The 22,651-nt window shown below is 65.4% G+C and carries 26 protein-coding genes; 11 read left to right on the top strand and 15 right to left on the bottom strand.

Going from position 1 to position 22,651, the window contains the following annotated elements:
• Positions 1–73: 73 nt before the first annotated feature.
• The 3 genes from HUW43_RS13420 to thiL all read right to left on the bottom strand — a co-directional run bounded on the left by HUW43_RS13420 (position 74) and on the right by thiL (position 5,537).
• Positions 74–2,122, bottom strand: a complete 2,049-nt coding sequence (locus HUW43_RS13420) for an alpha/beta hydrolase family protein (protein ID WP_188237864.1) — start codon at positions 2,120–2,122, stop codon at positions 74–76.
• Positions 2,123–2,313: 191 nt separating this feature from the next.
• Positions 2,314–4,428 (bottom strand): sodium-translocating pyrophosphatase, encoded by a 2,115-nt coding sequence (locus HUW43_RS13415; RefSeq protein ID WP_188237863.1) that lies wholly within the window; start codon positions 4,426–4,428, stop codon positions 2,314–2,316.
• A 179-nt stretch (positions 4,429–4,607) separates the two neighbouring features.
• Positions 4,608–5,537, bottom strand: a complete 930-nt coding sequence (thiL, locus tag HUW43_RS13410; RefSeq protein WP_188237862.1) for a thiamine-phosphate kinase — start codon at positions 5,535–5,537, stop codon at positions 4,608–4,610.
• Positions 5,538–5,565: 28 nt separating this feature from the next.
• Between thiL and HUW43_RS13405 the strand changes: the two genes are divergently transcribed.
• Together HUW43_RS13405 and HUW43_RS13400 are read left to right on the top strand one after the other, a co-directional pair.
• Positions 5,566–6,141, top strand: coding sequence for an alpha/beta hydrolase (locus HUW43_RS13405; RefSeq protein WP_188237861.1), 576 nt, complete (start codon positions 5,566–5,568; stop codon positions 6,139–6,141).
• Positions 6,141–6,518, top strand: coding sequence for a hypothetical protein (locus HUW43_RS13400; protein ID WP_188237860.1), 378 nt, complete (start codon positions 6,141–6,143; stop codon positions 6,516–6,518). Before HUW43_RS13405 ends, HUW43_RS13400 begins: the two co-directional genes overlap by 1 nt.
• On the opposite strand, the gene nusB is transcribed toward HUW43_RS13400, so the two are convergent.
• The 3 genes from nusB to hisG all read right to left on the bottom strand — a co-directional run bounded on the left by nusB (position 6,519) and on the right by hisG (position 9,057).
• Positions 6,519–6,965, bottom strand: coding sequence for a transcription antitermination factor NusB (nusB, locus tag HUW43_RS13395; protein ID WP_188237859.1), 447 nt, complete (start codon positions 6,963–6,965; stop codon positions 6,519–6,521).
• A 144-nt stretch (positions 6,966–7,109) separates the two neighbouring features.
• Positions 7,110–8,414, bottom strand: coding sequence for a histidinol dehydrogenase (hisD, locus tag HUW43_RS13390; protein WP_188237858.1), 1,305 nt, complete (start codon positions 8,412–8,414; stop codon positions 7,110–7,112).
• On the bottom strand, positions 8,401–9,057 hold the full coding sequence (gene hisG, locus HUW43_RS13385) for an ATP phosphoribosyltransferase (RefSeq protein ID WP_188237857.1): 657 nt from the start codon (positions 9,055–9,057) through the stop codon (positions 8,401–8,403). The genes hisD and hisG overlap by 14 nt, the downstream gene beginning before the upstream one ends.
• A 38-nt stretch (positions 9,058–9,095) precedes the next feature.
• Here hisG and HUW43_RS13380 point away from each other — a divergent pair, with 38 nt between their 5' ends.
• Complete coding sequence (locus HUW43_RS13380) at positions 9,096–10,175, top strand: DUF2332 domain-containing protein (RefSeq protein WP_188237856.1); 1,080 nt, start codon at positions 9,096–9,098, stop codon at positions 10,173–10,175.
• A gap of 59 nt (positions 10,176–10,234) precedes the next feature.
• On the opposite strand, the gene HUW43_RS13375 is transcribed toward HUW43_RS13380, so the two are convergent.
• Both HUW43_RS13375 and mnmA read right to left on the bottom strand, forming a co-directional pair.
• Complete coding sequence (locus HUW43_RS13375) at positions 10,235–10,657, bottom strand: hypothetical protein (protein ID WP_188237964.1); 423 nt, start codon at positions 10,655–10,657, stop codon at positions 10,235–10,237.
• Between the two features lie 54 nt (positions 10,658–10,711).
• A complete protein-coding gene (gene mnmA, locus HUW43_RS13370; protein ID WP_188237855.1) occupies positions 10,712–11,860 on the bottom strand; it encodes a tRNA 2-thiouridine(34) synthase MnmA in 1,149 nt (382 codons plus the stop codon).
• Between the two features lie 132 nt (positions 11,861–11,992).
• Here mnmA and HUW43_RS13365 point away from each other — a divergent pair, with 132 nt between their 5' ends.
• The 3 genes from HUW43_RS13365 to HUW43_RS13355 all read left to right on the top strand — a co-directional run bounded on the left by HUW43_RS13365 (position 11,993) and on the right by HUW43_RS13355 (position 13,134).
• Complete coding sequence (locus HUW43_RS13365) at positions 11,993–12,373, top strand: hypothetical protein (protein WP_188237854.1); 381 nt, start codon at positions 11,993–11,995, stop codon at positions 12,371–12,373.
• A gap of 2 nt (positions 12,374–12,375) precedes the next feature.
• Positions 12,376–12,675 (top strand): DUF1153 domain-containing protein, encoded by a 300-nt coding sequence (locus tag HUW43_RS13360; RefSeq protein ID WP_095387481.1) that lies wholly within the window; start codon positions 12,376–12,378, stop codon positions 12,673–12,675.
• Between the two features lie 183 nt (positions 12,676–12,858).
• Positions 12,859–13,134: a hypothetical protein gene (locus HUW43_RS13355; RefSeq protein ID WP_188237853.1), complete on the top strand. Its 276-nt coding sequence runs from the start codon at positions 12,859–12,861 to the stop codon at positions 13,132–13,134.
• 207 nt (positions 13,135–13,341) lie between these two features.
• On the opposite strand, the gene HUW43_RS13350 is transcribed toward HUW43_RS13355, so the two are convergent.
• From HUW43_RS13350 to HUW43_RS13340, 4 genes are all read right to left on the bottom strand, one after another.
• The gene (locus HUW43_RS13350) at positions 13,342–13,989 is read right to left on the bottom strand and encodes a GNAT family N-acetyltransferase (RefSeq protein WP_188237852.1); all 648 of its coding nucleotides are present in this window, start codon (positions 13,987–13,989) and stop codon (positions 13,342–13,344) included.
• 82 nt (positions 13,990–14,071) lie between these two features.
• Positions 14,072–15,895, bottom strand: coding sequence for a translation elongation factor 4 (gene lepA, locus HUW43_RS13345; protein WP_188237851.1), 1,824 nt, complete (start codon positions 15,893–15,895; stop codon positions 14,072–14,074).
• Between the two features lie 94 nt (positions 15,896–15,989).
• Positions 15,990–16,115: a hypothetical protein gene (locus HUW43_RS15880; RefSeq protein WP_262926806.1), complete on the bottom strand. Its 126-nt coding sequence runs from the start codon at positions 16,113–16,115 to the stop codon at positions 15,990–15,992.
• A 24-nt stretch (positions 16,116–16,139) separates the two neighbouring features.
• Positions 16,140–16,643 (bottom strand): hypothetical protein, encoded by a 504-nt coding sequence (locus HUW43_RS13340; protein ID WP_188237850.1) that lies wholly within the window; start codon positions 16,641–16,643, stop codon positions 16,140–16,142.
• A 230-nt stretch (positions 16,644–16,873) separates the two neighbouring features.
• Here HUW43_RS13340 and rplU point away from each other — a divergent pair, with 230 nt between their 5' ends.
• The 3 genes from rplU (at position 16,874) to HUW43_RS13325 (ending at position 18,492) form a co-directional block, all read left to right on the top strand.
• Positions 16,874–17,341: a 50S ribosomal protein L21 gene (gene rplU / locus HUW43_RS13335; RefSeq protein ID WP_188237849.1), complete on the top strand. Its 468-nt coding sequence runs from the start codon at positions 16,874–16,876 to the stop codon at positions 17,339–17,341.
• A 47-nt stretch (positions 17,342–17,388) separates the two neighbouring features.
• Positions 17,389–17,658 (top strand): 50S ribosomal protein L27, encoded by a 270-nt coding sequence (gene rpmA / locus HUW43_RS13330; protein ID WP_120221346.1) that lies wholly within the window; start codon positions 17,389–17,391, stop codon positions 17,656–17,658.
• Positions 17,659–17,895: 237 nt separating this feature from the next.
• On the top strand, positions 17,896–18,492 hold the full coding sequence (locus HUW43_RS13325; protein ID WP_188237848.1) for a GNAT family N-acetyltransferase: 597 nt from the start codon (positions 17,896–17,898) through the stop codon (positions 18,490–18,492).
• A 76-nt stretch (positions 18,493–18,568) separates the two neighbouring features.
• Here HUW43_RS13325 and HUW43_RS13320 read toward each other — a convergent pair whose 3' ends face one another.
• Positions 18,569–19,072: a GNAT family N-acetyltransferase gene (locus tag HUW43_RS13320; RefSeq protein ID WP_188237847.1), complete on the bottom strand. Its 504-nt coding sequence runs from the start codon at positions 19,070–19,072 to the stop codon at positions 18,569–18,571.
• 90 nt (positions 19,073–19,162) lie between these two features.
• On the opposite strand from HUW43_RS13320, the gene HUW43_RS13315 reads away from it, so the two are divergent.
• Positions 19,163–19,534, top strand: a complete 372-nt coding sequence (locus HUW43_RS13315; RefSeq protein WP_188237846.1) for a dihydroneopterin aldolase — start codon at positions 19,163–19,165, stop codon at positions 19,532–19,534.
• Entirely contained in the window at positions 19,531–20,292 is a 762-nt protein-coding gene (locus tag HUW43_RS13310; RefSeq protein WP_188237845.1) for an SDR family oxidoreductase, read from the top strand. The genes HUW43_RS13315 and HUW43_RS13310 overlap by 4 nt, the downstream gene beginning before the upstream one ends.
• Positions 20,293–20,428: 136 nt before the next feature.
• Here HUW43_RS13310 and HUW43_RS13305 read toward each other — a convergent pair whose 3' ends face one another.
• Positions 20,429–21,862 carry an NAD-dependent succinate-semialdehyde dehydrogenase gene (locus HUW43_RS13305; RefSeq protein ID WP_188237844.1) on the bottom strand — a complete coding sequence of 478 codons (1,434 nt, stop codon included), beginning with the start codon at positions 21,860–21,862 and terminating at the stop codon, positions 20,429–20,431.
• Between the two features lie 154 nt (positions 21,863–22,016).
• The gene (locus tag HUW43_RS13300; protein ID WP_188237843.1) at positions 22,017–22,616 is read right to left on the bottom strand and encodes a TIGR02466 family protein; all 600 of its coding nucleotides are present in this window, start codon (positions 22,614–22,616) and stop codon (positions 22,017–22,019) included.
• Positions 22,617–22,651 lie beyond the last annotated feature (35 nt).

Below are 22,651 nucleotides of genomic sequence, written 5' to 3'. Positions count from 1 at the left end.
GCGGCTTGACCCGAAGAGAGCAATGTTGCGCCGCAAATGCCGCGCCGCCCGTTCCCTGCCCGGCACGCCAATCCTATCTGGTTTCCACGGTTACCGTAACGGGCTTGGGCTTGTCCGGATCGCCTTCAATATAGGCAGGATTATGAACCGCCAGCCACTTTTCGGCTTCGACCAGCCATTCGATATGGACATCCTCATAGGGCAGGTTGTGCGTGCCCTTGGGCTGTTCGACGTATCGGAAGTCCACTCCTTCCTTCTTGCCTGACCGCTTGAGACGCGACACCAGCGTGCGCGATTGCTCGATCGGGATTCGCGCGTCGCGCAGACCCGCAACGATCAGGATAGGCGACCATGGGCCATCGGTGTTGCGCGCAGACGAGATCGAGATGAGGTCATCGGCCGTCGCCTGAAAGCTGGCACCAAAACTGCCGAAGGTTTCGGTATCAAAGGATTTCATCATCGGGAAATCATAGACGCCGGCCCCGGCGATAGCGCAGCGCCACACGTTCGGGTCGCGCTGCGCCCCTCTTGCACTGGCATAACCGCCATAGGACCAGCCCATGATGCAGGCGCGCTTCGGATCGACCAGGCCCTGCTGCGCGAACCAGGTGACCGCATCGTTGAGATCGTCCTGCATACGGTTGCCATATCCGTTGGGCTTGCGGCCTTCCATGACGAACGATTTTCCATAGCCCCCCGAACCCCGGTAATTGGGTTGAATCACGACATAGCCGAGCTCGGCGACGGCCTGATGCCAGGGAAAGAATCCAAAACCTTCCTCGTCACGCACACCATAGGGGCCCCCGTGCGGCATCACCACGACGGGCAGCTTCTTGCGATCCTTGCGGTGGCGCGGGTAGGTCACAATTGCCTCGATCTCCAACCCGTCCGATGCCTTGTAACGCACCGTATCCGTGGGGTTCATCTTGGCGCCCTGCAGGATGGGGTGGACCCAGCCGAGCAGTTGCAGCTTGCCGCTCTCCGTATCGTAAAGATAATAGCCCCCCGGATCGCTTGTTTCGCCAATCTGGACGATCAATTTGGTGTCGCCGTCATTGGTCGAGGTAATAAGGGCATTGCCCTCGCCAAAATCCTCGTCGAAAAACTGCTGCACCTGCGCAAGCCGTTCGTCGACCCATTTGCGACGATCCTTGTCGGTGATGTAGGCAAAGCCGAGAATGTTGTTGCCGGCTTCATTGGGAATAATGCCGCCGACATCATAGCCGTCGAGCTGGAACAACGGCGGACCCACGATCTCCATCGTCTTCATGTTGACCTTGTAGACGCGGCGCAGATCATCCCTGTTGCTCGTCGCATAGGCCATGTCGGGTTCGTCGAGAAACACCGACGGAACGATCTGCGACTGGGTGAAGGTCGGATCCTTGGCATTGGATACGGTTTTGATCGTCCCGCCAGCGTCCGAACGATACATCAATCGCTGATTGCCCTTGTCGTCCTGCCCCAGCCCGCCGCGAACAACCCCCTTGCCGTCGACGAGCCAGTTGCTGACTTCGACATTGGGTCGCTGGATGGTCCTGTATTCTCCGGTCCTGACGTCGACGTTGATCACCTCGGGGCCTGGCGAAAAACTGCCGTCCTTGAAGATGCCCCGTTGCACGAGGATCGTTTCTTTCTCGTCGTCGACGTGCAGGATGGTGCCGCCATCACCACCGGCGTCGGTCCAGGCGAGCGGAGTGAGTTTTCCCGATTCCAGGTCATAGGCAGCAAGCCGCCGCAGGTCGGAACGCTGCCCAAAAATAATTTCACGTGACATCAATGTGATAATCAGCGTGCGGTTGCCCACCCAACGCCAGCCGGTCATCGTGCGATCACCAGCCTCGCGATATTCCTCGGCTTTCGCTATCAGCTTGGGGGCCGTGTCCGTTTTGGTTAAGTCGATAAGGACCAGATTATCGACGCCATCGCGGCTCATCATTACCGCCACCTTGCTTCCGTCCGGCGACAGACGCGGGTCGCGCATATATGGCCGTTTTCCGAATACGGCCGTATCGACACGCCCCTTTTGTGCCATGACGACTATGTCGCTCTCCCAAGCGGTTGCAACAGTCGGCAGCGCGACTGCCGAAGCGAGCAACGCCGCAATGAAAAGCTTCGCGGTCATCTTGATCCCCTTTTCGCGCATGTTGAACGGATTAAGCCCCTGTCGGACAATCCGATTGTTCGTCCTGCCCGTGGCCGCAAGCGTAGAAGGGACAGGGCGCGTTGACAACGGCGACTGTCGCCACAAGAAACGGAAAGGCCCCGCCGGATCGCTCCGGCGAGGCCTTTCATTGCCAGAACGGGCCGCTAAACTCAGGCCGCGCCGTGCGCCAGCGCCGCGAGGAGCAGGATCGCCACGATATTGGTGATCTTGATCATCGGGTTGACCGCCGGACCCGCGGTATCCTTGTAGGGATCGCCGACGGTATCGCCGGTCACCGCGGCTTTGTGGGCGTCGCTGCCCTTGCCACCGTGGTTGCCGTCCTCGATATATTTTTTCGCATTATCCCAGGCGCCGCCGCCCGAAGTCATCGATATGGCGACGAACAACCCGCCGACGATCACGCCGAGCAACAGCGCGCCGAGCGCTTCAAGCGCGGCGGCCGAACCCGCGACCCACAGGATCACGAAGTAAACGACGATCGGCGCGAGCACCGGCAGCAGCGACGGGACGATCATTTCCTTGATCGCCGCCTTGGTGACGAGGTCGACCGTGCGGGCGTAGTCGGGGCGGCTGGTGCCGTCCATGATGCCCTTGTTGTTCGCAAACTGGTCCCGAACATCCTTGACCACGTCACCCGCCGCACGGCCCACTGCGGTCATACCCATCGCCCCGAAGAGATAGGGCAAGAGCGCGCCGAGCAGCAGTCCGACGATGACATAGGGCGACGACAGCGAAAAGGTCAGCGGAGCGTCGAGACCGAGCGCCGCCGAATACTCCGTAATGTCGGCAGTATAGGTGCCGAACAGTACCAGCGCCGCGAGACCCGCCGAGCCGATGGCATAGCCTTTGGTCACGGCCTTGGTCGTGTTGCCCACGGCATCGAGAAGGTCGGTTTTCTCGCGCACGCTGTCATCGAGACCCGCCATTTCGGCGATGCCGCCGGCATTGTCGGTGACGGGACCATAGGCGTCGAGCGCGACGACCATGCCAGCCAGCGCGAGCATCGCAGTGGCGCCAAAGGCGATGCCGATGATGCCCGCGACCTGATAGGCGACGATGATGCCGACGCAAATGACGAGCGTCGGCAGCGCGGTCGATTCCAGGCTGACGGCCAGGCCCTGGATCACATTGGTGCCATGGCCCGTTTCCGACGCCTTGGCGATGCTGCGAACGGGGCGATAATTGGTGCCCGTATAATATTCGGTAATCCAGATGATGATGCCCGTGATGGCAAGGCCGAGCAGCGCGCAATAGAAAAGATCGCTGCCGTTGAAATCGGTCCCCGCAATGTCGGTCGTCATGTCGCCGAGCGCATATTGGGTCGAGAACCAGATTGCCGGGATCGAGAGGATCGCGGTAACGAGGAAACCCTTGTACATCGCGCCCATGACGTTCGTCCCGCTGCCGAGACGCACGAAATAGGTGCCGATGATCGACGTGATGATGCAGACACCGCCCATCAACAGCGGCAGCGTCATCAGCGGGAGCAGCATGTCGCCCGCACCCTTCATCAGCAACGCGATCAGCACCATCGTGGCGCCGACGGTGACGACATAGGTTTCAAAAAGGTCGGCGGCCATGCCCGCGCAGTCGCCGACATTGTCGCCGACATTGTCCGCGATCACCGCGGGGTTGCGCGGATCATCTTCGGGGATTCCCGCCTCGACCTTGCCGACAAGGTCGGCGCCGACATCGGCCGCCTTGGTAAAGATGCCGCCACCGAGCCGCGCGAAGATCGAGATCAGCGAGGCGCCGAAGGCAAGGGCAACAAGCGCATCGACCACGGTGCGATCGTCACCGCCGACGGTAAAGCCGCCGGGGCCGGTCAGATACCAGAAGAAGACAGCGATCGCCAGCAGCGCAAGGCCCGCGACCAACATGCCGGTGATCGCACCGGCGCGAAACGCCATGGTAAGGCCCGCCTGCAACCCGGTCTGCGCCGCCGCGGCAGTGCGCACATTCGCGCGGACCGAGATGTTCATGCCGATATAACCGGCCACACCCGACAGCACAGCGCCGATGACGAAACCCGTCGCGGAGATCGGGCCGAGGAACAGCCCGACAAGCACGGCGACGACAACGCCCACAACAGCGATGGTGCGATATTGGCGGCCCAGATAGGCTTTGGCACCTTCCTGAATGGCGCCGGCGATTTGCTGCATCTTTTCGTTACCCGCCGATGCGCTGAGCACCTGTCGCGAGGTAATGAATCCATAGAGCACGGCCAACAGGCCGCACCCTATCGCGATCAAAACCGGATTCATGCGTGTTGCTTCCTTCCCCATGAGAAGGGCGACGCAGAAGATAGCAGTCGAGCACGTCCGACTATTGTTGCCGGTTCGCTCGTCCCCTGATGCGACCGCCCCAAATTAGACCGGCGGGTTATGGGAAGAAAGAAAGCCCAGGGCAAGCCCGCAATCGTCATTGTCCGGGGGGCTGGTCGTCAGTGCATGAAACCCGGCCGTTCGGGTACCGCGATGCGCTGGGCACGGTGCGTCAGCACGATCCCCTCGCCTACGCCCGCGTGGCCGATCGCGGTAACCGCGACATTCAGCCCGGCGGCAATCTCGCGGATCACGCTTGCGGCGGCTGGATCGGCCGCGAACAGCAATTGATAATCGTCGCCCGCCGTCGCCGCCGCCAGGCGCGTATCGATCACATCGGGCCGCACCGCGAGCAGCGCCGCCGACAGGGGGATGGCCTCGAGCATGATCCCCAGCTCGCACCCGCTCGCTGCGGCCATGCGCTGCGCGTCGATCAGCAGGCCGTCGGATATATCCATCATCGCGCGAACATGGGGTGCCACCGCCTGTCCGAAGGTCAGCTGCGGCTGGGGGCGGCTATAGGCGGCAAGGCAGGTCTCGTTCGGTTCGACCTGCCCAAGCCGCATCGCCAGCCCCAGCCCGGCATTGCCGATCGTCCCCGTCACCCACAGCTGGTCGCCCGGCCGCACCCCCGCGCGCGTCGGCGCCCCGCCGAGGGGCGCCCGCCCGATCGCGGTAAGGCCGAAACTGCGGGGGGTTCCCGTCGGCGCGCGCACCGTATCGCCGCCGAGCAGGACAACCCCGAAGCGGCGCAGCGCCACGTCGAGGCCCTCGACAAAGGCCGCGTCCCACGCGGCGTCGCCCAGACTGTAGCCGACGAGTGCCCCGACCGGCGGCGCGCCTTTCGCGGCAAGGTCGGACAGGTTCACCGCGACCAGTTTCCACGCGACATCCTGCGGCCGGTCGTCGGGCAGGAAATGGACACCCTCGACGATCATGTCGTGGGTGAGCACCAGCCCCTCCCAGACCGCCGCATCGTCGGCAAGCCCGCGCGCGGCGGGATCAGTTGCGATCGCACGCAGGTGCGCGATAAATACAGCCTCGTTCATGCCCTCACCCTGCCGCAGGAATCGCCTGATGACCAGCCGTTGCCTCTTTCTCCTGGCTCTCCTGCTCCTCGCACCCGGCGCCGTCGCGCAACCGACACCGCCGGTTTCGGTCAGCGCCGGGCGCATCGTCACCAAGCTCGATTTCCCCAGTCGGCATATCGATCCGTTGACGGTCTGGGTGTGGCTTCCGCGTGAATATGATCGTGACACCGGACGGCGATTCCGGGTCATCTATATGCACGACGGGCAGAATCTGTTCGACAGGCGACATGCCGGCTACGGGCATGAATGGCAAATCGACGAAGCCATGGATCGCATGACCGCCAGCGCGCAGCTTTCGCCTGCCATTGTCGTCGGCATCGCCAGCCCGACCGCGCGCTACGCAACGCTGTTTCCCGAAAAGCTGTATGCCCATCTGCCACCGGCGTTTCAGGCGCGCATCCGCGGCATCGACCTTGGCGCGGAAAAGGGCGCCGAAAAACTGATGGGCGACGCCTATCTTCGCTTTCTGGCCGACGAACTGAAACCTTGGGTTGATCGGGAGTTTCGCACGCTCGCCGATCGCCGCAACACGGCGGTCATGGGCAGTTCGATGGGGGGCTGATGTCGCTTTATGCGATGGGCGAATATCCGCATATATTCGGCCAGGCGGCCGCGGTCTCGATGCATCTGCCGCTCGCCAATCCCGATATTGCCGAAGCCGACCGGGCCGCTGCGGCGCAAATGGTCGCCGACGCCTTCGACAAATGGATCGCCACGACGCGGCTCGATCCCGCGGTCCACCGGTTCTATCGCGATCACGGAACGGCGACGCTCGATGCCTTTTATCCGCCCTATGCCGATGCCTTCGACCGCATGATGGCAGCGCGCGGCTGGCGCTGGCCCCGTTACGAAGCGCGCCGCTTCACGGGCACCGCGCACGACGAAACGGCATGGGCCGAACGGGTGGACATCCCGCTGCTGTTCCTCGATCGGCGCTGATCAGCGGCGCACATCCCTGCCGATGGCATCGAGCAGCCCGTTCGCAAAGCCCGCCTCGCGGCCGTCGAAAAAGGCCTTGGCGACATCGACATATTCGCTGACCACCGCGCCGACAGGCACATCGCCGCGCGCGATCAGCTCATAGGTGCCCGCGCGCAGGATCGCCTTCATCGTCCGGTCGAGCCGTTCCATCGTCCAACCGCTCGCCAGTCGCGCGCTGATCGCCGCGTCGATCTCGTCGCCGCGCGCAAGAACGCCTTTCACGATGTCGTCAAAGAAAGGAATGTCGGCGTCGGCATATTCGGCGTCCTCGATGATCGCGCCGATGCGGTGCTGGTGAAACTCGTGGATCAGCTGCGCCACCGGCGTTGCCTCCATCTCGTGCTGATAAAGCGCCTGCACGGCGGCAAGACGGGCGGCGGAGCGGGATTGGGCACGTTTGTTCATAATGTCTGCTCTATCTTAAATCGTCATTCCGGCGAAGCCTGTCCTCAGCGCCCGCAAGCCAGTCGAAGGAACCGGAATCTCGACCGCGCATCAAGAAGGCTCCGGCAAGATTCCGGTCTTCGCCGCAAGGACGAACCTTGGGGTTCAACGGGGCCTTTTTTCCAATCGATTCTGAACGCTGAGCGCGTGGGCGGGAAGCCCCTCGGCGTGTGCGAGCGCCACCGCCGCGGGGCCGATGGCGGCAAGGCTTGCCCCGTCGAGCGCAAGGAAGCTGGTGCGTTTCATGAAGTCGGTGACCGACAGTCCGCTCGAAAAACGCGCACGGCGCCCGGTAGGAAGGACATGATTCGGTCCCGCGACATAGTCGCCGATCGCTTCGGGCGTCTGGCGGCCGAGGAACACCGATCCGGCATGACGCACGCGCGCGAACAGCGCGTCGGCGTCGGCCGGATCGACCGCGAGTTCAAGATGTTCGGGCGCCAAACGGTCGCACAGCGGAATCGCGTCGGCCAGCGTCGGCACGACGATCACCGCGCCATTGTCGGCCCAGCTAGCCTGCATCGTCGCGGCGGTGGACAGCGTCGGGATCAGCTGCGCGACCACCGCGGCGACGGCATCGGCGAAATCGCCGTCGTCGGTGAACAGGATGGACTGGCTGGTCGGGTCGTGCTCGGCCTGGCTCAGAAGGTCGGCGGCGATCACATGGGGCTGGTTCCGATTGTCGGCGACGATGACGATCTCGCTCGGTCCCGCGACCATGTCGATGCCTACCAGCCCGTAAAGCTGGCGTTTCGCCTCGGCGACCCATGCGTTGCCGGGACCGGTAACGACATCGACCGGCGCAATGCGGGCCGTGCCGTGGGCAAGCGCCGCGATCGCCTGCGCGCCGCCGACACGCCAGATTTCATCGACGCCGCCGATATGCGCTGCGGCCATCACCACCGGATTGACCGCGCCATCCGGGGTCGGGGTCACCATCACGATGCGTTCGACCCCCGCGACCTTTGCGGGCAGGATATTCATCAGCACCGAAGAAGGATAGGCGGCGCGTCCGCCGGGGACATAGACTCCCGCGGCATCGACGGCATTCCAGCGCGCGCCAAGCCGCGCACCCGTCGCATCGCGATAGTCGCGGTCCCCCGGCAATTGCGCGGCGTGGTAAGCGCGGATGCGGTCGGCGGCAAGGTTCAGCGCGTCCCGCAGCTCCGGCGCCAGCGCCGCATAGGCCGCGGCGCAGTCTTGCTTTGAAATGCTCCATCCCTGCGCATCGAGGTCGAACCGGTCGAATCTGGCGGTATAGTCGGCGAGCGCCGCGTCGCCCTCGGCCTTCACCCGCGCGATGATCACGGCGACGTCGGCCGACACGTCGGAGGCGCTCTCGCGCCGGTCATTCACCAGCGCATCGAACGCGGCCGCAAAGCCGGGCGCCGAGGCGTCAAGCCGCCGCATCGACCACCGCCTGACGGAAACGTTCGACGAGCGCCGGCACCTCGGCCGAATTGAGCTTGAATGCGGCGCGGTTGACGATCAGCCGCGCCGACACCTCGCTGATGACCTTTTGTTCAGCGAGCGCATTTTCCCTCAGCGTGCGCCCCGTCGATACCAGGTCGACGATGTGCGACGCGAGTCCCAGCTTCGGCGCAATTTCCATCGCGCCATTAAGCTTGATGCACTCGGCCTGAATGCCCTGTGTCGCGAACCAGCGGCGCGTCGTCGCGGGATATTTGGTCGCGACGCGGATGTGGCTTTCGCCCAGCCCCGGCGGCGCGCTGCCCTCCGGCCCCGCGAGCGACAGGCGGCAATGGCCGATGCCGAGATCGACGGGGGCATACAGTTCCGAATAGTCGAACTCATCGACGACGTCGGACCCGACGATGCCGAGCTGCGCCGCGCCATGCGCCACAAAGGTCGCCACGTCAAACGCGCGCACACGGATCAGCGCGATATGCGGCTGGTTCGTCCCGAACACCAAAGCGCGGCTCTTCTTGTCAAAAAAGTCCGCCGCGGGCTCGATCCCCACGCGCGCGAGCAGCGGCAGCGCCTCGTCGAGGATGCGTCCCTTGGGGATGGCAAAGATGATCGGTTCGGGCATAAGCGTCGCGCACATAGGCGGCGACGGGACAAAGGGCAATGAGCGAGCGCAATCACTTTGTCGACACGGCGGAAACCGGACGTGATCCGGTGCGCGCCGCCTTCGCCAACCAGGTGGCCTATTGCCGCGCCAACGATGCGCCGATCACCGCGCGCGTCGTCGCCGCGATTGCCGGCCTGCTTGATCGCCCCGCCAGCGACTTTGCGCGCCGCATCGCCGCTTGGCCGGGCGCTCCGCTCGCCGACGCGCTGCCGCTGCGCGCTGCGGCTGGCTTTCACGCGCTGCACCTGGCGGAAACCGCGCGCGAACTCGCTCCCATCTATGCCGATGCCGAGGACATCAACGACGCCGCGATCGTTGCGGGCGTCGTGGCGCGGCACGAGGCGGCGCTGCTCCCCTGGCTCGACGGCCCGCCGCAGACGAACGAGGCGGGGCGCTCGTCGAACTTCATCGCGGCGATGCTCTGGCTCGCCGACAGGGGATTGCCGCCGCGCTTCGACTGTCTCGAAATCGGGTCGAGTGCGGGGATCAACCTGATGATCGACCGCTATCATTATGATCTTGGCGGGGTGCATGTCGGGCCGCAACCGGCTGCGATGACCTTTACCCCCGAATGGCGCGGCCGTCATCCGCCGATGCACGCGATTGACTTCGCCGGGCTCAGCGGCTGCGACGTCGCGCCCGTCGATTTGACCGACCCGGCGCAGGCGCTCCGCCTCAAAGCCTATATCTGGCCAGAGCACCATGTCCGCTTCGCGCGCATGGAGGCGGCGATCGCCGCGGCGCAAGCGGACAAGCCCAGGCTCGTCCGCGCCACGGCCGCCGATTTTGTCGAGGCCGAGCTGGCAAGGCCGCAGGCGGCCGGGACAACGCGCGTGCTGATGCACTCGATCGTCTGGCAATATGTTCCCGCCGACCAGCAGGCGCGCGTGACCGCGGCGATGGAGGCCGCGGGCCGCCACGCCACGCCCGATCGCCCGCTTGCCTGGATCGCGCTCGAAGCGAACCGCACCGTCCACCATCACGAACTCGTCGTCCGCTACTGGCCGGGCGATGACGAACCGGTCAAGCTCGCCCATGCCCACGCCCATGGCGCGTGGATCGAGTGGCTGGAGTGAATCCCGCCGGCCGATAGTCCGCCCGATTCCTGTCGTCGCCTGTCGGCCGCAAGCCGCCGTCAATGCACCGTGTCGGCTGCATCCTGGGCGGGCACCGCCGCCGGATGCGACAGCGCCCGCCAGCCGCCAAGCATCAGCAGCACCGACAAGGCTTCGACGATCATGCCCTGCACGATACCGAAATTGGTCGGATCGCCCATCGCGACGCCGACCAGCCGCCCCGCCAGCGCGGTGCCAAAGAGCGCCGCGGGCACCAGCAGCGCACGCACCCACACGGGGATCAAGGCGCCGAGCGCCGCCGCGCCGGCCGAAACGAGAAAGAAGGAGGACAGGTCGGCGCGCAGCGTGTTGATCGCGACGCCGCTGATCGTGAAACCGAAGGTTTCGCTGTAACTCGCAGGGTCCAGCAACCCGCGCGCTCCGACGATGGCAAAGAATGCCGCCCACAGCAGAACGGCGCCGCGCAAGACCATATTGACCATCATATTTCTCCCCTGTTTGGCGGCACGCTGCGGCATCGGGGAAGAAAGTTCAATCTATTCCGCCGCGAACGTCTCTTCGATCCAGCCGCCGCCGAGCACGCGCGACCCGTTGTCGGCGTCATAGAGCACCGCCGCCTGCCCCGGCGCGACGCCATATTCGGGGGCGACGAAATGCAGCCGATCGCCGGTCACGCGCGCGGGAACGGGTTTTGCCATGCTGCGCACCTTTGCCAGCACATCGCGGCACTCGACATCCGCAAGCCAGTTCGCTTCGCCAAGCCGCGCGCCCGACACCGCCAGCGCGCGCCGCGGACCGACGATCACTTGCCGTGTCGCCGCGTCGAGCCGCACAACATAGAGCGGCTCCGCCTGTCCGCCGATGTCGATCCCGCGCCGCTGGCCGACCGTATAGTGGATCAGCCCCCGGTGCGCGCCGAGCACCGTGCCGTCGACATGGACGATCTCGCCCCGATCCTCGGCTTCGGGGCGCAGCTTGCGCACGAGCGAGGCATAATCGCCGTCGGGGACAAAGCAGATGTCCTGACTGTCGGGCTTGCCCGCGACGCCGAGGCCCATGTCGCGCGCGATCTCGCGCACCACATTCTTCTCCAGTCCGCCAAGCGGAAAGCGCAGGAAGTCGAGCTGTTCCCGCGTGGTGGCAAAGAGGAAATAGCTCTGGTCGCGTGCGGGATCGACCGCGCGGTGCAGTTCGGCGCCCGCAGGCCCCATCACGCGCCGCACATAATGGCCGGTCGCAAGACAGTCGGCGCCCAGATCCCGGGCAAGCTGGAACAGGTCGGTGAACTTCACCCCCATATTGCAGCGCACGCACGGAATCGGCGTCCGCCCGGCAAGATATTCATCGGCGAACTGATCGATCACCGTGTCGCGAAAGCGGCTTTCATGGTCGTGAACATGGTGCACGAAGCCCAGTCGGTCGGCGACCGCGCGCGCGTCGCGAATATCCTGCCCCGCGCAGCAGGCGCCGACGCGCCGCGCCTTGGCGCCGTGATCGTAGAGCTGAAGCGTCACGCCGATCACTTCCGCGCCCGACCGCGCGGCGAGCGCGGCGACGACGCTCGAATCGACTCCGCCCGACATGGCGACGACGATTCGCCGGTCCTTCATCGGTCCGGCAAGCTGGAAGTCGGCCTGGGCGAGCCCGGCGGGGGAGGACAAGGTCGCGATCATCGTTGGCGCCATCTAGGGATGCGGACCGGAATATGCCAGCTTTTCCGCCGCGCCTGTCAGGATATTGACGGGGGTTAAGCTTCGCTAACAGGTGCTGAAACGGGCATTTACGGGACTTTAGGCCCTCCGCGCTAGACGAGTCGCATGAACCTTGATCCGTCCGATTTTCCGCGCGTTGCCGGTGCGGCCCGATTGTCGAAGCCAGCCTTCGACATCCTTCTGGCCGCGGCCGGGGCCCGGCAGGCGGCGCTGCCGACGGTTCGGCTGCTCCGAGCGCAGGCGCAGCATCGCGGGCAGGTCGAGCGACGCGATGCGCGCCGGAGGATTTTCTGCGGCAGCCGGTCGCCGCTGGAACAAAAGGGGGTCCGCGCCGTTCGTTTTTTCGACCTGTCGGACAAGGCGCACGGATCGCCGGAAACTATGAACGCACCGTTTACCAGAGGATTTCAGGCGATGTTGAATCCCTCCGGGCTAGATCGAAATGCGTCGGACACACCCCCAACCGACGCTGACAATATGGAATGAGCATGATCGAGAATCAGAAAATCCGGCCAGCACAGGTCATCGGCCCCTTGGGTGAACCGCTGACGCTGGACTCGCTGCCGCCGCCGAACACGACGCGCTGGGTCGTGCGCCGAAAGGCAGAGGTCGTTGCGGCAGTCAACGGCGGCCTTCTGACCGTTGACGAGGCGTGCGAACGCTATGGGCTGACACTCGAAGAGTTCGCCGGCTGGCAACGGTCGATCGACCGCAGCGGGATGCCGGGGCTGCGCGTGACGCGCATCCAGCACTACCGCGATCTTTACGAACGCCAGCAGCGCTTCTGATCCGCAGGATCGAACCGCGATGGAGAGGGCGTCTTTCGGCGCCCTCTTTTTTTGTCCTGTGCAGCGATGCCGCAAACCGGAAATGACAGAAAGAGACACGATTTCCGGCGATTGACAATTTTATTGCAACCCTCCCGTTCACCCGGCGTTAAGTCCCCGAGTCAACTTTGGGAGTCACTCATTATGCGCAAGATGTTCATCACCCTCGCCGCCTCGTCGGCGCTCGCGCTCGGCGCCTGCCAGAGCCCGGAAGCCGACAAGGTCGAGGATCAGGCCGAAGCCCAGGCCGAAGCCATCGACGAACAGGCCGACGCCATGCCCGAAGGCCCGGCGAAAGAGGCGATGGAAGACAAGGCTGACGCCGTCGAGGAAATGGGTGAGGAAAAGGCGAACGCCATGGACGACAATGGCGAGATCGCCCCGTCCGAAACCGGCGTCGGCGACACGCAGAAGAAATAAGCGCCCCCTGAATGGGGGGCAGGGCGCCGGGCGATCCCGGCGCCCTTTTCCATGCGTCATCGATTTCGCAAACTGTGATGACCGTCACCGCGCGACATGGCGATCGCGGTTAACGCAGCTTCGGGACGGGAACACGCTTTCAGCGATAGGCTTCGCGGACCACCCTCCCGTCGCCCCTAGCGACCCGGGGCGGCGGGAGGGACTATATCATGCGCTGAGCGCCGCCAGCACGTCGCGCACGCCGGGCGCATCGGCGTCGGAGCGCAAGGCTTCCAGCCCCGCCGCGACGTCGAGCCGATATTCGGCAACCCCGGCCGTTTCCCCCGCCCAGCGCGCGCCGAGCGCCTTGACGAGCCGCCGGGCGGCGGCATTTTCGGACAGCATATGGACGTCAAGTTCGACGAGTCCTTCGGCCAGGCAATGAACGAGCAGCGGCGCGGTCATCATCCGGGCAAGCCCCTGCCCATGAAAATCGTCGAGCACGGCGACCGAAAACTCGCCGACCGGGCCGTCGGGGCGATGGCGCACCGCGTGCACCGCGCCGATCGCGGGCCGGTCGGGGCACGAGCTGCAGATGGCGCCCCACGCGATATGATCGTGCCCGTCGACATCGACAAGCCGCTCGATCACCGCGTCAGGCAGCGAAGGCGCCGGCGAGAAGAAGCGCAGATAGCGCGATTCGGCCGACAGGCGGGCGATGCCGTCGCGGATCAGCGGAGCATCGTCCGGGGTGATCGTGCGCAGGACGACGGCGGTGCCGTCGTTGAGCCGACTGTGAATCGCGACATCCTCGATCCGCCGCCGCCGCGCCGCACCGTCCGCCCGTCCGGCCTGGTTCCCGTCCGTCCCGTTCATCGCGGCCTCCCGATCATCACAGGATAGCGGGGCCAGGTCCCCAAGCTCGCCCCACCGCCGAACGGCGCCGAGCAGCCGCGCGCTATCCGTCGTCGCCCATCCGCAGCGCGGCGATGAACGCCTCCTGCGGAATGTTCACATTGCCATATTCGCGCATCCGTTTCTTGCCCTCTTTCTGCTTTTCCAGCAGCTTTTTCTTGCGGGTCGCATCGCCGCCATAGCATTTGGCGGTCACATCCTTGCGCAGCGCGGCGATGGTTTCGCGGGCGATCACCTTGCCGCCGATCGCCGCCTGGATCGGAATCTTGAACATGTGGCGCGGGATCAGATCCTTCAGCCGCTCGCACATGCCGCGGCCGCGGCTTTCCGCCGAACCGCGATGGACGATCATCGACAGCGCATCGACCGGCTCGTTGTTGACGAGGATGCTCATCTTCACAAGGTCGCCGGGGCGGTGACCGATCTGGTGATAGTCGAACGACGCATAGCCGCGCGAAATGCTCTTCAGCCGGTCGTAAAAGTCGAATACCACCTCGTTCAGGGGCAGCTCATAGGTGATCTGCGCCCGCCCGCCCACATAGGTCAGGTTCTTCTGCACCCCGCGCCGGTCCTGGCAGAGTTTGAGGATGGGGCCCAGATAGTCGTCGGGGACGTAAATCACCGCCTCGATCCACGGTTCCTCAATCTCGTCGATGCGGTTGGGGTCGGGCATGTCGGCGGGGTTGTGGAGCTCGACCTCCTTTGCCGCCTCATTCCTGCTATGGCTGAGCTTCAGCTTGTAGACCACCGACGGCGCGGTGGTGATGAGGTCGAGGTCATATTCGCGGGTCAGCCGCTCCTGGATGATCTCAAGGTGCAGCAGCCCCAGAAAACCGCACCGGAAACCAAAGCCGAGCGCGGCGCTGCTCTCCATCTCGAACGAAAAGCTCGCATCGTTCAGCCGCAGCTTCTGGATGCTCTCGCGCAATTTCTCGAAATCATTGGCGTCGGTCGGAAACAGGCCGCAGAAGACGACGGGCTGGACCTCCTTGAACCCCGGCAGCGGGGCCGCGGCGGGCTTCTTCGCATCGGTCACCGTGTCGCCGACGCGCGCCTGCGCAACGTCCTTGATCTGTGCGGTGATGAAGCCGATCTCGCCGGGGCCGATTTCGGTCAGTTCCTCGCGCTTGGGCGTGAAACAGCCGACGCGGTCGATGAGATGGGTGGTGCCCGCCTGCATGAACTTGATCTGCTGGCCCTTTTTCAGCACCCCGTCGATGACGCGGACGAGGATGACGACGCCGAGATAGGGGTCGTACCAGCTGTCGACGAGCATCGCGGTCAGCGGAGCATTGGCGTCGCCCCTGGGCGGCGGGATGCGCGTGACGATTGCCTCCAGCGCCTCCTCGATGCCGATCCCCGACTTGGCGCTGGCGAGCACCGCATCATCGGCGGGCAGGCCGATGATATCCTCGATCTCGGCCTTCACCTTGTCGACGTCGGCGGCGGGCAGGTCGATCTTGTTGATCACCGGCACGATTTCATGGTCGTGCTCGATCGACTGATAGACGTTGGCGAGCGTCTGCGCTTCCACCCCCTGCGCCGCGTCGACGACGAGCAGCGCGCCCTCGCACGCGGCGAGCGACCGCGACACTTCATAGGCGAAGTCGACATGCCCCGGCGTGTCCATCAGGTTGAGCTGATAGGTTTCGCCATCCTTGGCGGTGTAGCGGAGGCGCACCGTCTGCGCCTTGATGGTGATGCCGCGCTCCTTCTCGATGTCCATATTGTCGAGCACCTGCGCCGACATTTCGCGCTCGGTCAGCCCGCCGGTGAACTGGATCAGCCGGTCGGCGAGCGTCGACTTGCCATGGTCGATATGCGCGATGATCGAAAAATTGCGGATGTGCGAAAGGGGCGTGGTCATGGCGCGCCCGTTAGCAGGCGAAAGCGGCGCTGTCAGCAGGGAGTGGGCGGCGGAGCGCGGACCGCGGCGCTTTCCCGCCGAAGGTCCGTTAAGGTCAGCCCGGCGCGCAACGCTTTGCCGTCCCGTTCGGCGCGATGGCGCGCGTCTGCGACCAGAAATAGTCGAACCCCGCGACCGACCGGCGCCGGCTGGGCGGGGCGTCGCGCGACATATCGGACATGCCCGGCCTTTCCGCCGCGACCGATCAGCCCCCCGGCAGTTCGGCGCCGAGCGCCGCGATCACCGCATCCTGCGCCGACACCAGCCCGGCAAGCCGTTCGCGCAGCGCGTGGATCTCCGGCAGTCCGTCGATCGCTTCCGCCACGCTGCGATCGAGATAGAGGCGGTCGATATCGGCGAGCGCCGCGGTCACCGGCGCGCGCGCGGCGACAAGGCGCGAAATCGCCTGCTGTGCGACAATCCAGCGTTCGCTGGCGACCGGCGCGCCCGCCGCGGCGGCGACGAGCGCCGCGGCGGCGCTGCGTTCGGCGGCAAAGGCGCGCTGACCTGCGGCCGCTTCGGCCTCCCACCGCGCGAGCCGCCCGGCAAGGTCGGCGGGCAGCGGGCCGGGCGGCGGAACCGGGATCGGCGGCGGCGCGACGTCGAACCGCCCCTCAACCGGGCGCCTCGCAAGCGAGGGCGCGTCGCCGCCGACGTTCGTGGCGCAGGCCGGCAGCGTCAGCAAAAGGAGAGGAAGGATGCGCTTCATCGCCGCCCCTGATATGGGGGCGCAGCCGGTGCAGCAAGGGGCGAATCGGCGGCGGCGGCGATAAAGCGCCGCCCTCCACTGCGCCGGACAAAAAAGCGCGGAAATATGCGGTTGACAGCCACGCGTCATGCCGCTAGTGGCGCTGGCTTTCCCGCATGACGGAAAAATCGCCCGCTTCGGCGGGGGGACCGGCAGCGCGGGTGTTCTAGTTTCTGATTGGATGGAAGACCATGTTCGCAATCGTGCGCACGGGCGGAAAGCAGTATCGCGTTGCCGCCGGAGACAAGATCGCCGTCGAGAAGATCGAGGGTGAAGCCGGCGATACCGTGTCGCTGGGCGACGTCCTGTTGGCCGGCGACGGCGGCGAGGTGAAGGATGCGAAGGGTCTGACCGTTTCGGCCGAGATCATCGCCCAGACCCGCGGCGAAAAGGTCATCGTCTTCAAGAAGCGCCGTCGGCACAATTATCGCCGCCGCAACGGCCACCGCCAGTCGCTGACGCTGCTGCGTATCCTGACGGTCGGCGAAGCCAAGAAGGCCGCGCCGAAAAAGGAAGCCGCGCCGAAGGAAGAGACTGCGCCCGCCAAGGAAGCCGCGCCGAAGAAGGCCGCCGCTGCGAAGAAGGAAGCGGCTCCCAAGGCCGAGACCGCCGAAAAGAAGCCCGCTGCGAAAAAGGCAGCCCCCAAGAAGGACGCCTGAGCGCGGCAACGCTGCTCGGCCCTACGGAACGAATAGGAGTTTAGGTCATGGCACATAAGAAAGCAGGCGGTTCGTCGCGCAACGGTCGCGATTCGGCCGGTCGTCGCCTTGGCGTGAAGAAGTTCGGCGGTCAGGAAGTGATCGGCGGCAACATCATCGTGCGCCAGCGCGGAACCAAGGTCTATCCGGGCGTCAATGTCGGCATGGGCAAGGACCACACGCTGTTCGCCACTGCCGACGGCCGCGTCCGATTCCATGATGGCAAGCTTGGCCGCAAATATGTGTCGGTCGACATGATGGCCGACGCCGCCGAATAAGGGACGACTCGACGGGTCGTCCACCAGGGATGACCCGGAGCTGTCCTTTCCGCCTATAGCGGAAACAAGGTTCGAAAAGAGGGAGACGGGTCACCCCGGACTCCCTTTTTTCTTGCCTGCAATCCAGCCACTTGGGCTTCGGGCGCGAAAATGGGGCCATCCATCTCCCTCGCACATCGGCTGTCGTCAAAGCGTCACCATCTGACGCCAGAGGGGCAGGCATTGGGAGTTAGAAAAATGTTCGCGCGTACCGAAAGACTGTTGCTGCGGCCGGGCTGGATCGAGGATGCGCCCGCGCTCGCGCGTGCGATCGGCGAGGAAGCCGTCGTCCGCAACCTTGCGACCGCGCCCTGGCCCTATGGCGAAAGCGACGCGCGCGACTTCCTGTCGCAGGCGGTCGATCCCATGCAGCCGCGCTTCCTGATCTTTGCGCGCACCGGCGGCGCTCCGCGCCTCGTCGGCGGCTGCGGCATTTCGGACGATCCCGACGGTCGCCCCGAAATGGGCTATTGGATCGCGCGCCCCTATTGGGGCCTTGGCTTTGCGACCGAGGCGGGGCGCCAGCTTGTCCGCATCGCGCGCGCGATGAACCTGCCCAGGCTGTCGGCGGGGCATTTCCTCGACAATCCGGCGTCGGGCGCGGTGCTGCGCAAGCTGGGATTCCGGCCCACCGGCAAGGTCGCCCCACGCTACAGCCTGGCGCGTGGCGGCGAAGCGGCCTGCGCACTGTTCGAGGAAGGCGACGCCGACGCCGACCGCACCGCCACCCCGATGCGTGATCGCATCGGGGTGGACGAGGATTTCCGCGAGCAACTGCGCCTGATGGCAGCGTAAGGCGGTTCGTGCGCCAAGAAGTGGAGTCGGGGACCGCCGCCATTGGCAGACCGCCGGAACAGCGCGTCGGCCGGTGCTAGCGCGGGCCGATCATCCCCGCGCCCGTCGGCAGGCCAAGCCCCCTTACCGCGCGTGCGAGCAGGCGGCGTTTCTCGAACGGGCCAGGCAGATCCCACGCACCCGTCGCGTCGGCGGTGAAGCCGAAGAAGCGGCCATAATATTCGGGATCACCGATCATCATCAGCGCGCCGTCGGCGGCGCTTTCGGCGGCGGCGAGCATGTGCGCCATCAGCGCGCGGCCGTGCCCGCCGCGCTGAAGGTCGGGGCGCACCGCGACGGGGCCGACCATGACGAGCGGCGTCATCGTGCCGTCCGCGGCGCGATGCGCGACGGGCCAGCACTGGATCGTGCCGATAAGCGCGCCATCCTTGACCGCGGCAAAGCTGAGCGCGGGCAGCGCATCCCTGCCTTCGCGGATACGATAGGCGGTGCGACCGAAGCGGTCGGTCCCGAACGCCGCGTCGAGCAGCGCCTCGACCGCCGCCGGTTCGATATTCGACAAGGGAAGTAACTCGACCAACGCGCACCCTTTCGCTAATGCGTCGGCGCTTTAGGGTCGAGGGTCGGCGAAAGAAAGCCGAATAACGGTCCCGTCGAACAGGAAAATCTTGTGACCGATACATTGTGGCTGGAGGTGGACGGAATCACCACCCAGGTGCTCACCGGCATCTATTCCGAAGAAACGCACCTGCCGCAGCCGCTGCGCATTTCGGTGCGCGCGCGGCTGGCGATGGCCGATCATTATGATCCGACGACGCCGCTCAGCCGTTCCAAAAACTATATGCACCTGAAGTTCGCAGCGACCGAGGGCATCCCCAAGGATGTGCATTTCGTGCTGATCGAAAGCGTCGCCGACCATATCATCGACACGCTGTTCCTGCAGGACGACAAGGTCGAGGAGGTCGAGGTGAAGATCGTCAAGCTGGCGATCGCCGAGGAGGGCGAGGAGATCGGGATCACGATGCGGCGGGGCAGGAAATGACACAGAAACTCGCGCTGGTGACCGGCGGGCTCCACCGCGTCGGCGCGGCGATTGCGGCGCGGCTGGCGCGCGAGGGCTATGCGCTCGCGATCCACAAGCGCAGCCCCGGCGCGGCCGATGCGGTCCTTGCCGACGCGCTTGCCGAAACAGGCGCGCTCAGCCACCGCTTTGCCGCCGACCTCGCCGATCCGGCGGCGGTCGAGGCGCTGATCCCCGCGGTGATCGAACGATTCGGCCGCGCCCCCGACCTGCTCGTCAACAATGCCGCGCACTTCGCCGAGGGCGGATGGGCCGATCTGTCGGCGGATGCGCTGACCGGCATGATGCAGGTCAATCATCACGCGCCGGTGATGCTCGCCAGGGCGCTCGTCGCCGCGAGCGAGGGCAAGCGCCCCGCGATCGTCAATATCGTGGACCAGCGCGTCGCGCATCCGGTGCCCGACCAGATCGCCTACAGCCTGTCCAAATCGGCGCTGTGGCAGGCGACGGCGACGCTGGCGGTCGCCTTTGGAAACCGCGCGCGCGTCAATGCCGTCGCGCCGGGACTGACGCTGGCGACCGATGACTATTCGGCGACGCAGCTCGATCGGCTGGCGAAGCGGATGCCCCTGCGCGCGCTGCCAACGCCCGGCGAGGTCGCCGACGCCGTCGCCTGGCTCGCGCACGCCGAAGCGGTGACGGGGCAGACGATCTTCGTCGACGGCGGCGCGCATCTGGCGCCGCTGGGGCGCGATTTCGTCGCGCTGGAACGGGATTGATCCTTGCAGGTTGACGATGGCCGGAAGCGGCCGGAAGCGGCCGTCGGCATTTCGCTTTCCCTCCCCTGAAGGGGAGAGGGCTTTTGTGCAGTGCCCCACCCCAAAAAATGCCATTCGCCTCCGTGCGGTGCGGCGCTCAGTAAATATGCACCGCCTTTGTCACCAGATAGCCGTCCAGCCCCTCTGGCCCGCTTTCGCTGCCGAAACCCGATTCCTTGATCCCGCCGAACGGCGCGTCGAGCGTCGAGATGACGAAGCTGTTCACGCCGACCATCCCGCTTTCGATGCTGTCGACGATGCGGTTGATCCGCCGGCCATTTTCGGTGAAGGCAAAGGCGGCGAGGCCGTAGGGCAGGCGGTTCGCCTGTTCCAGAGCCTCCTCCTCGGTGCCGAACGGGCGGATCAGCGCCATCGGGCCGAAGGGTTCATGGTTCATCGCATCGGCTTCGACCGGAACGTCGGCAATCGCGGTGGGCTGGAAGAAATAGCCTTCGCCCGTCGCTTCGCCGCCCGCGATCACGCGCGCACCCTTTGCCTTGGCATCGGCGACCAGCGCTTCCAGTGCGGGGATGCGGCGCGCGTTGGCGAGCGGCCCCATCTGGGTATCGGGGTCGAGCCCGCTGCCGATCTTCACCTTCGCCGTGCGCTCGGCAAAGCCCTTGACGAAAGCGTCATAGATGCCCTGCTGAACATAGAAGCGCGTCGGCGAGATGCACACCTGTCCGGCGTTGCGGAACTTTTGCCACACGACACGGTCGAGCGTCGCTTCCAGCTCGCAATCGTCAAAGATCAGCACCGGCGCATGACCGCCAAGCTCCATCGTGATCCGCTTCACCCCATCGGCGGCCAGCTTCATCAGATGTTTGCCGACCGCGGTCGAGCCGGTGAAGCTGACCTTGCGGATCACCGGGCTGGCGAGCAGGTGGCGGCTGATCATGTCGGGGTCGCCATAAACCAGCTGCGCGACGTCGCCGGGGATGCCCGCATCGGCGATGCAACGCATCACGGCGCTGGTGCAGCCGGGCGTTTCCTCGGGCGCCTTGGCGATCACGACGCAGCCCGCGGCGAGCGCGGGGGCGATTTTCTTGACCATCAGATTGACGGGGAAGTTCCACGGGCTGAAGCCCGCGACAGGGCCGACGGGATGTTTGGTGACCATCGCGCGCTGGCCGAGCGGGCGCTGGAGCACGCGTCCCTCGATGCGTTTGCCCTGCTCGGCGAAATAGTCGAACAGCCCGGCGGCCGACAGCACCTCGCCGCGCGCCTCGGCGATCGGCTTTCCCTGTTCAAGCGTCAACAGCGTCGCGATATGATCCACGCGCTCGCGGATCAGGCCCGCGGCCCTGTGCATCAGCGCGGCACGCTCGTCGGGGGTTCTGGCGCGCCAGACCGGCCAGCCGCGTTCGGCCGCTGCAAGCGCTTCGTCGAGGTCGGCGGCGGTCGCCACCGGGAGCGCCGCGATCGTGCCCGCGGTCGCGGGGTTATAGACCGGCCGTTCGTCGCGCCCCTCGCCGCTCCGCCATGCGCCGTTGATGAAGAGCTGGAGGTCGGCGTCGTAGGTGGCGGTCATCGGAAACACTTTCGCTATGCCCCCAGGATCCGTTCGTGCCGAGCGAAGTCGAAACACCCATCGGAATGGCGCAAGGCCGAGATGTGTCTCGACTTCGCTCGACGCGAACAGGACGAGGGCTTGGTCTGACAGATGCGCGCGATATAGGGTCGGTTCAGCGATAATTAAAGCTGATGCTGATCCGTTCGCCCTTGCCCGAATGGGGCATGACCTCGTGGCGCAGCCAGCTTTCCCACAGGAAAACGCGCCCCGCCACGGGCTGCGCATAGACGAAGGGGCGCAGATGATCGGGCGCGTCGTCGGTGCGGCCCGGCGCCGCCATCAGCATCGGCAGGCGCGGGTCTTCGAGCTTGAGCGCCCCCGATCCGGGCGGGACCGCGACATAGAAGGTGCCCGACACGACGGAATGCGGGTGGATATGGCCGCTGTGCGTGCCGCCGGGTTTAAGGATATTGACCCACAGGCTGTCGAGTCTGAGCGGTTTGGCAAGGTCGAAATGGCAGGCCTTGGCAAAGGCCTTCACCTCTTTGTCGAGCAGCTTCTTGAGATCGTGAAAGGCCGGATCGCGTTCGGGCAGGTCGCCGAGGCTCGCATAGCTGGTATAGCCCCTATAGCCGTGCTCGCGGCTCCACGCGCGGCCCGCCCCATCCTCTTCGGCGAACAGGCGGCAACTATCCTCCAGCGCATCGAGCAGGTCGGGGGTGCCGATGTCGGCTTCATAGAAAGTGCTGGCGAAGAGCGTGCGAACGGGCATGATGGCCGCAAAGCACAGCCGATGATCGAGAGCAA

The sequence above is a fragment of the Sphingopyxis sp. LK2115 genome (assembly GCF_014595975.1).
Classification (GTDB): domain Bacteria; phylum Pseudomonadota; class Alphaproteobacteria; order Sphingomonadales; family Sphingomonadaceae; genus Sphingopyxis.
Note: the sequence above shows the minus strand (reverse complement) of the source record. Positions and strands in the feature narration are given on the sequence as shown.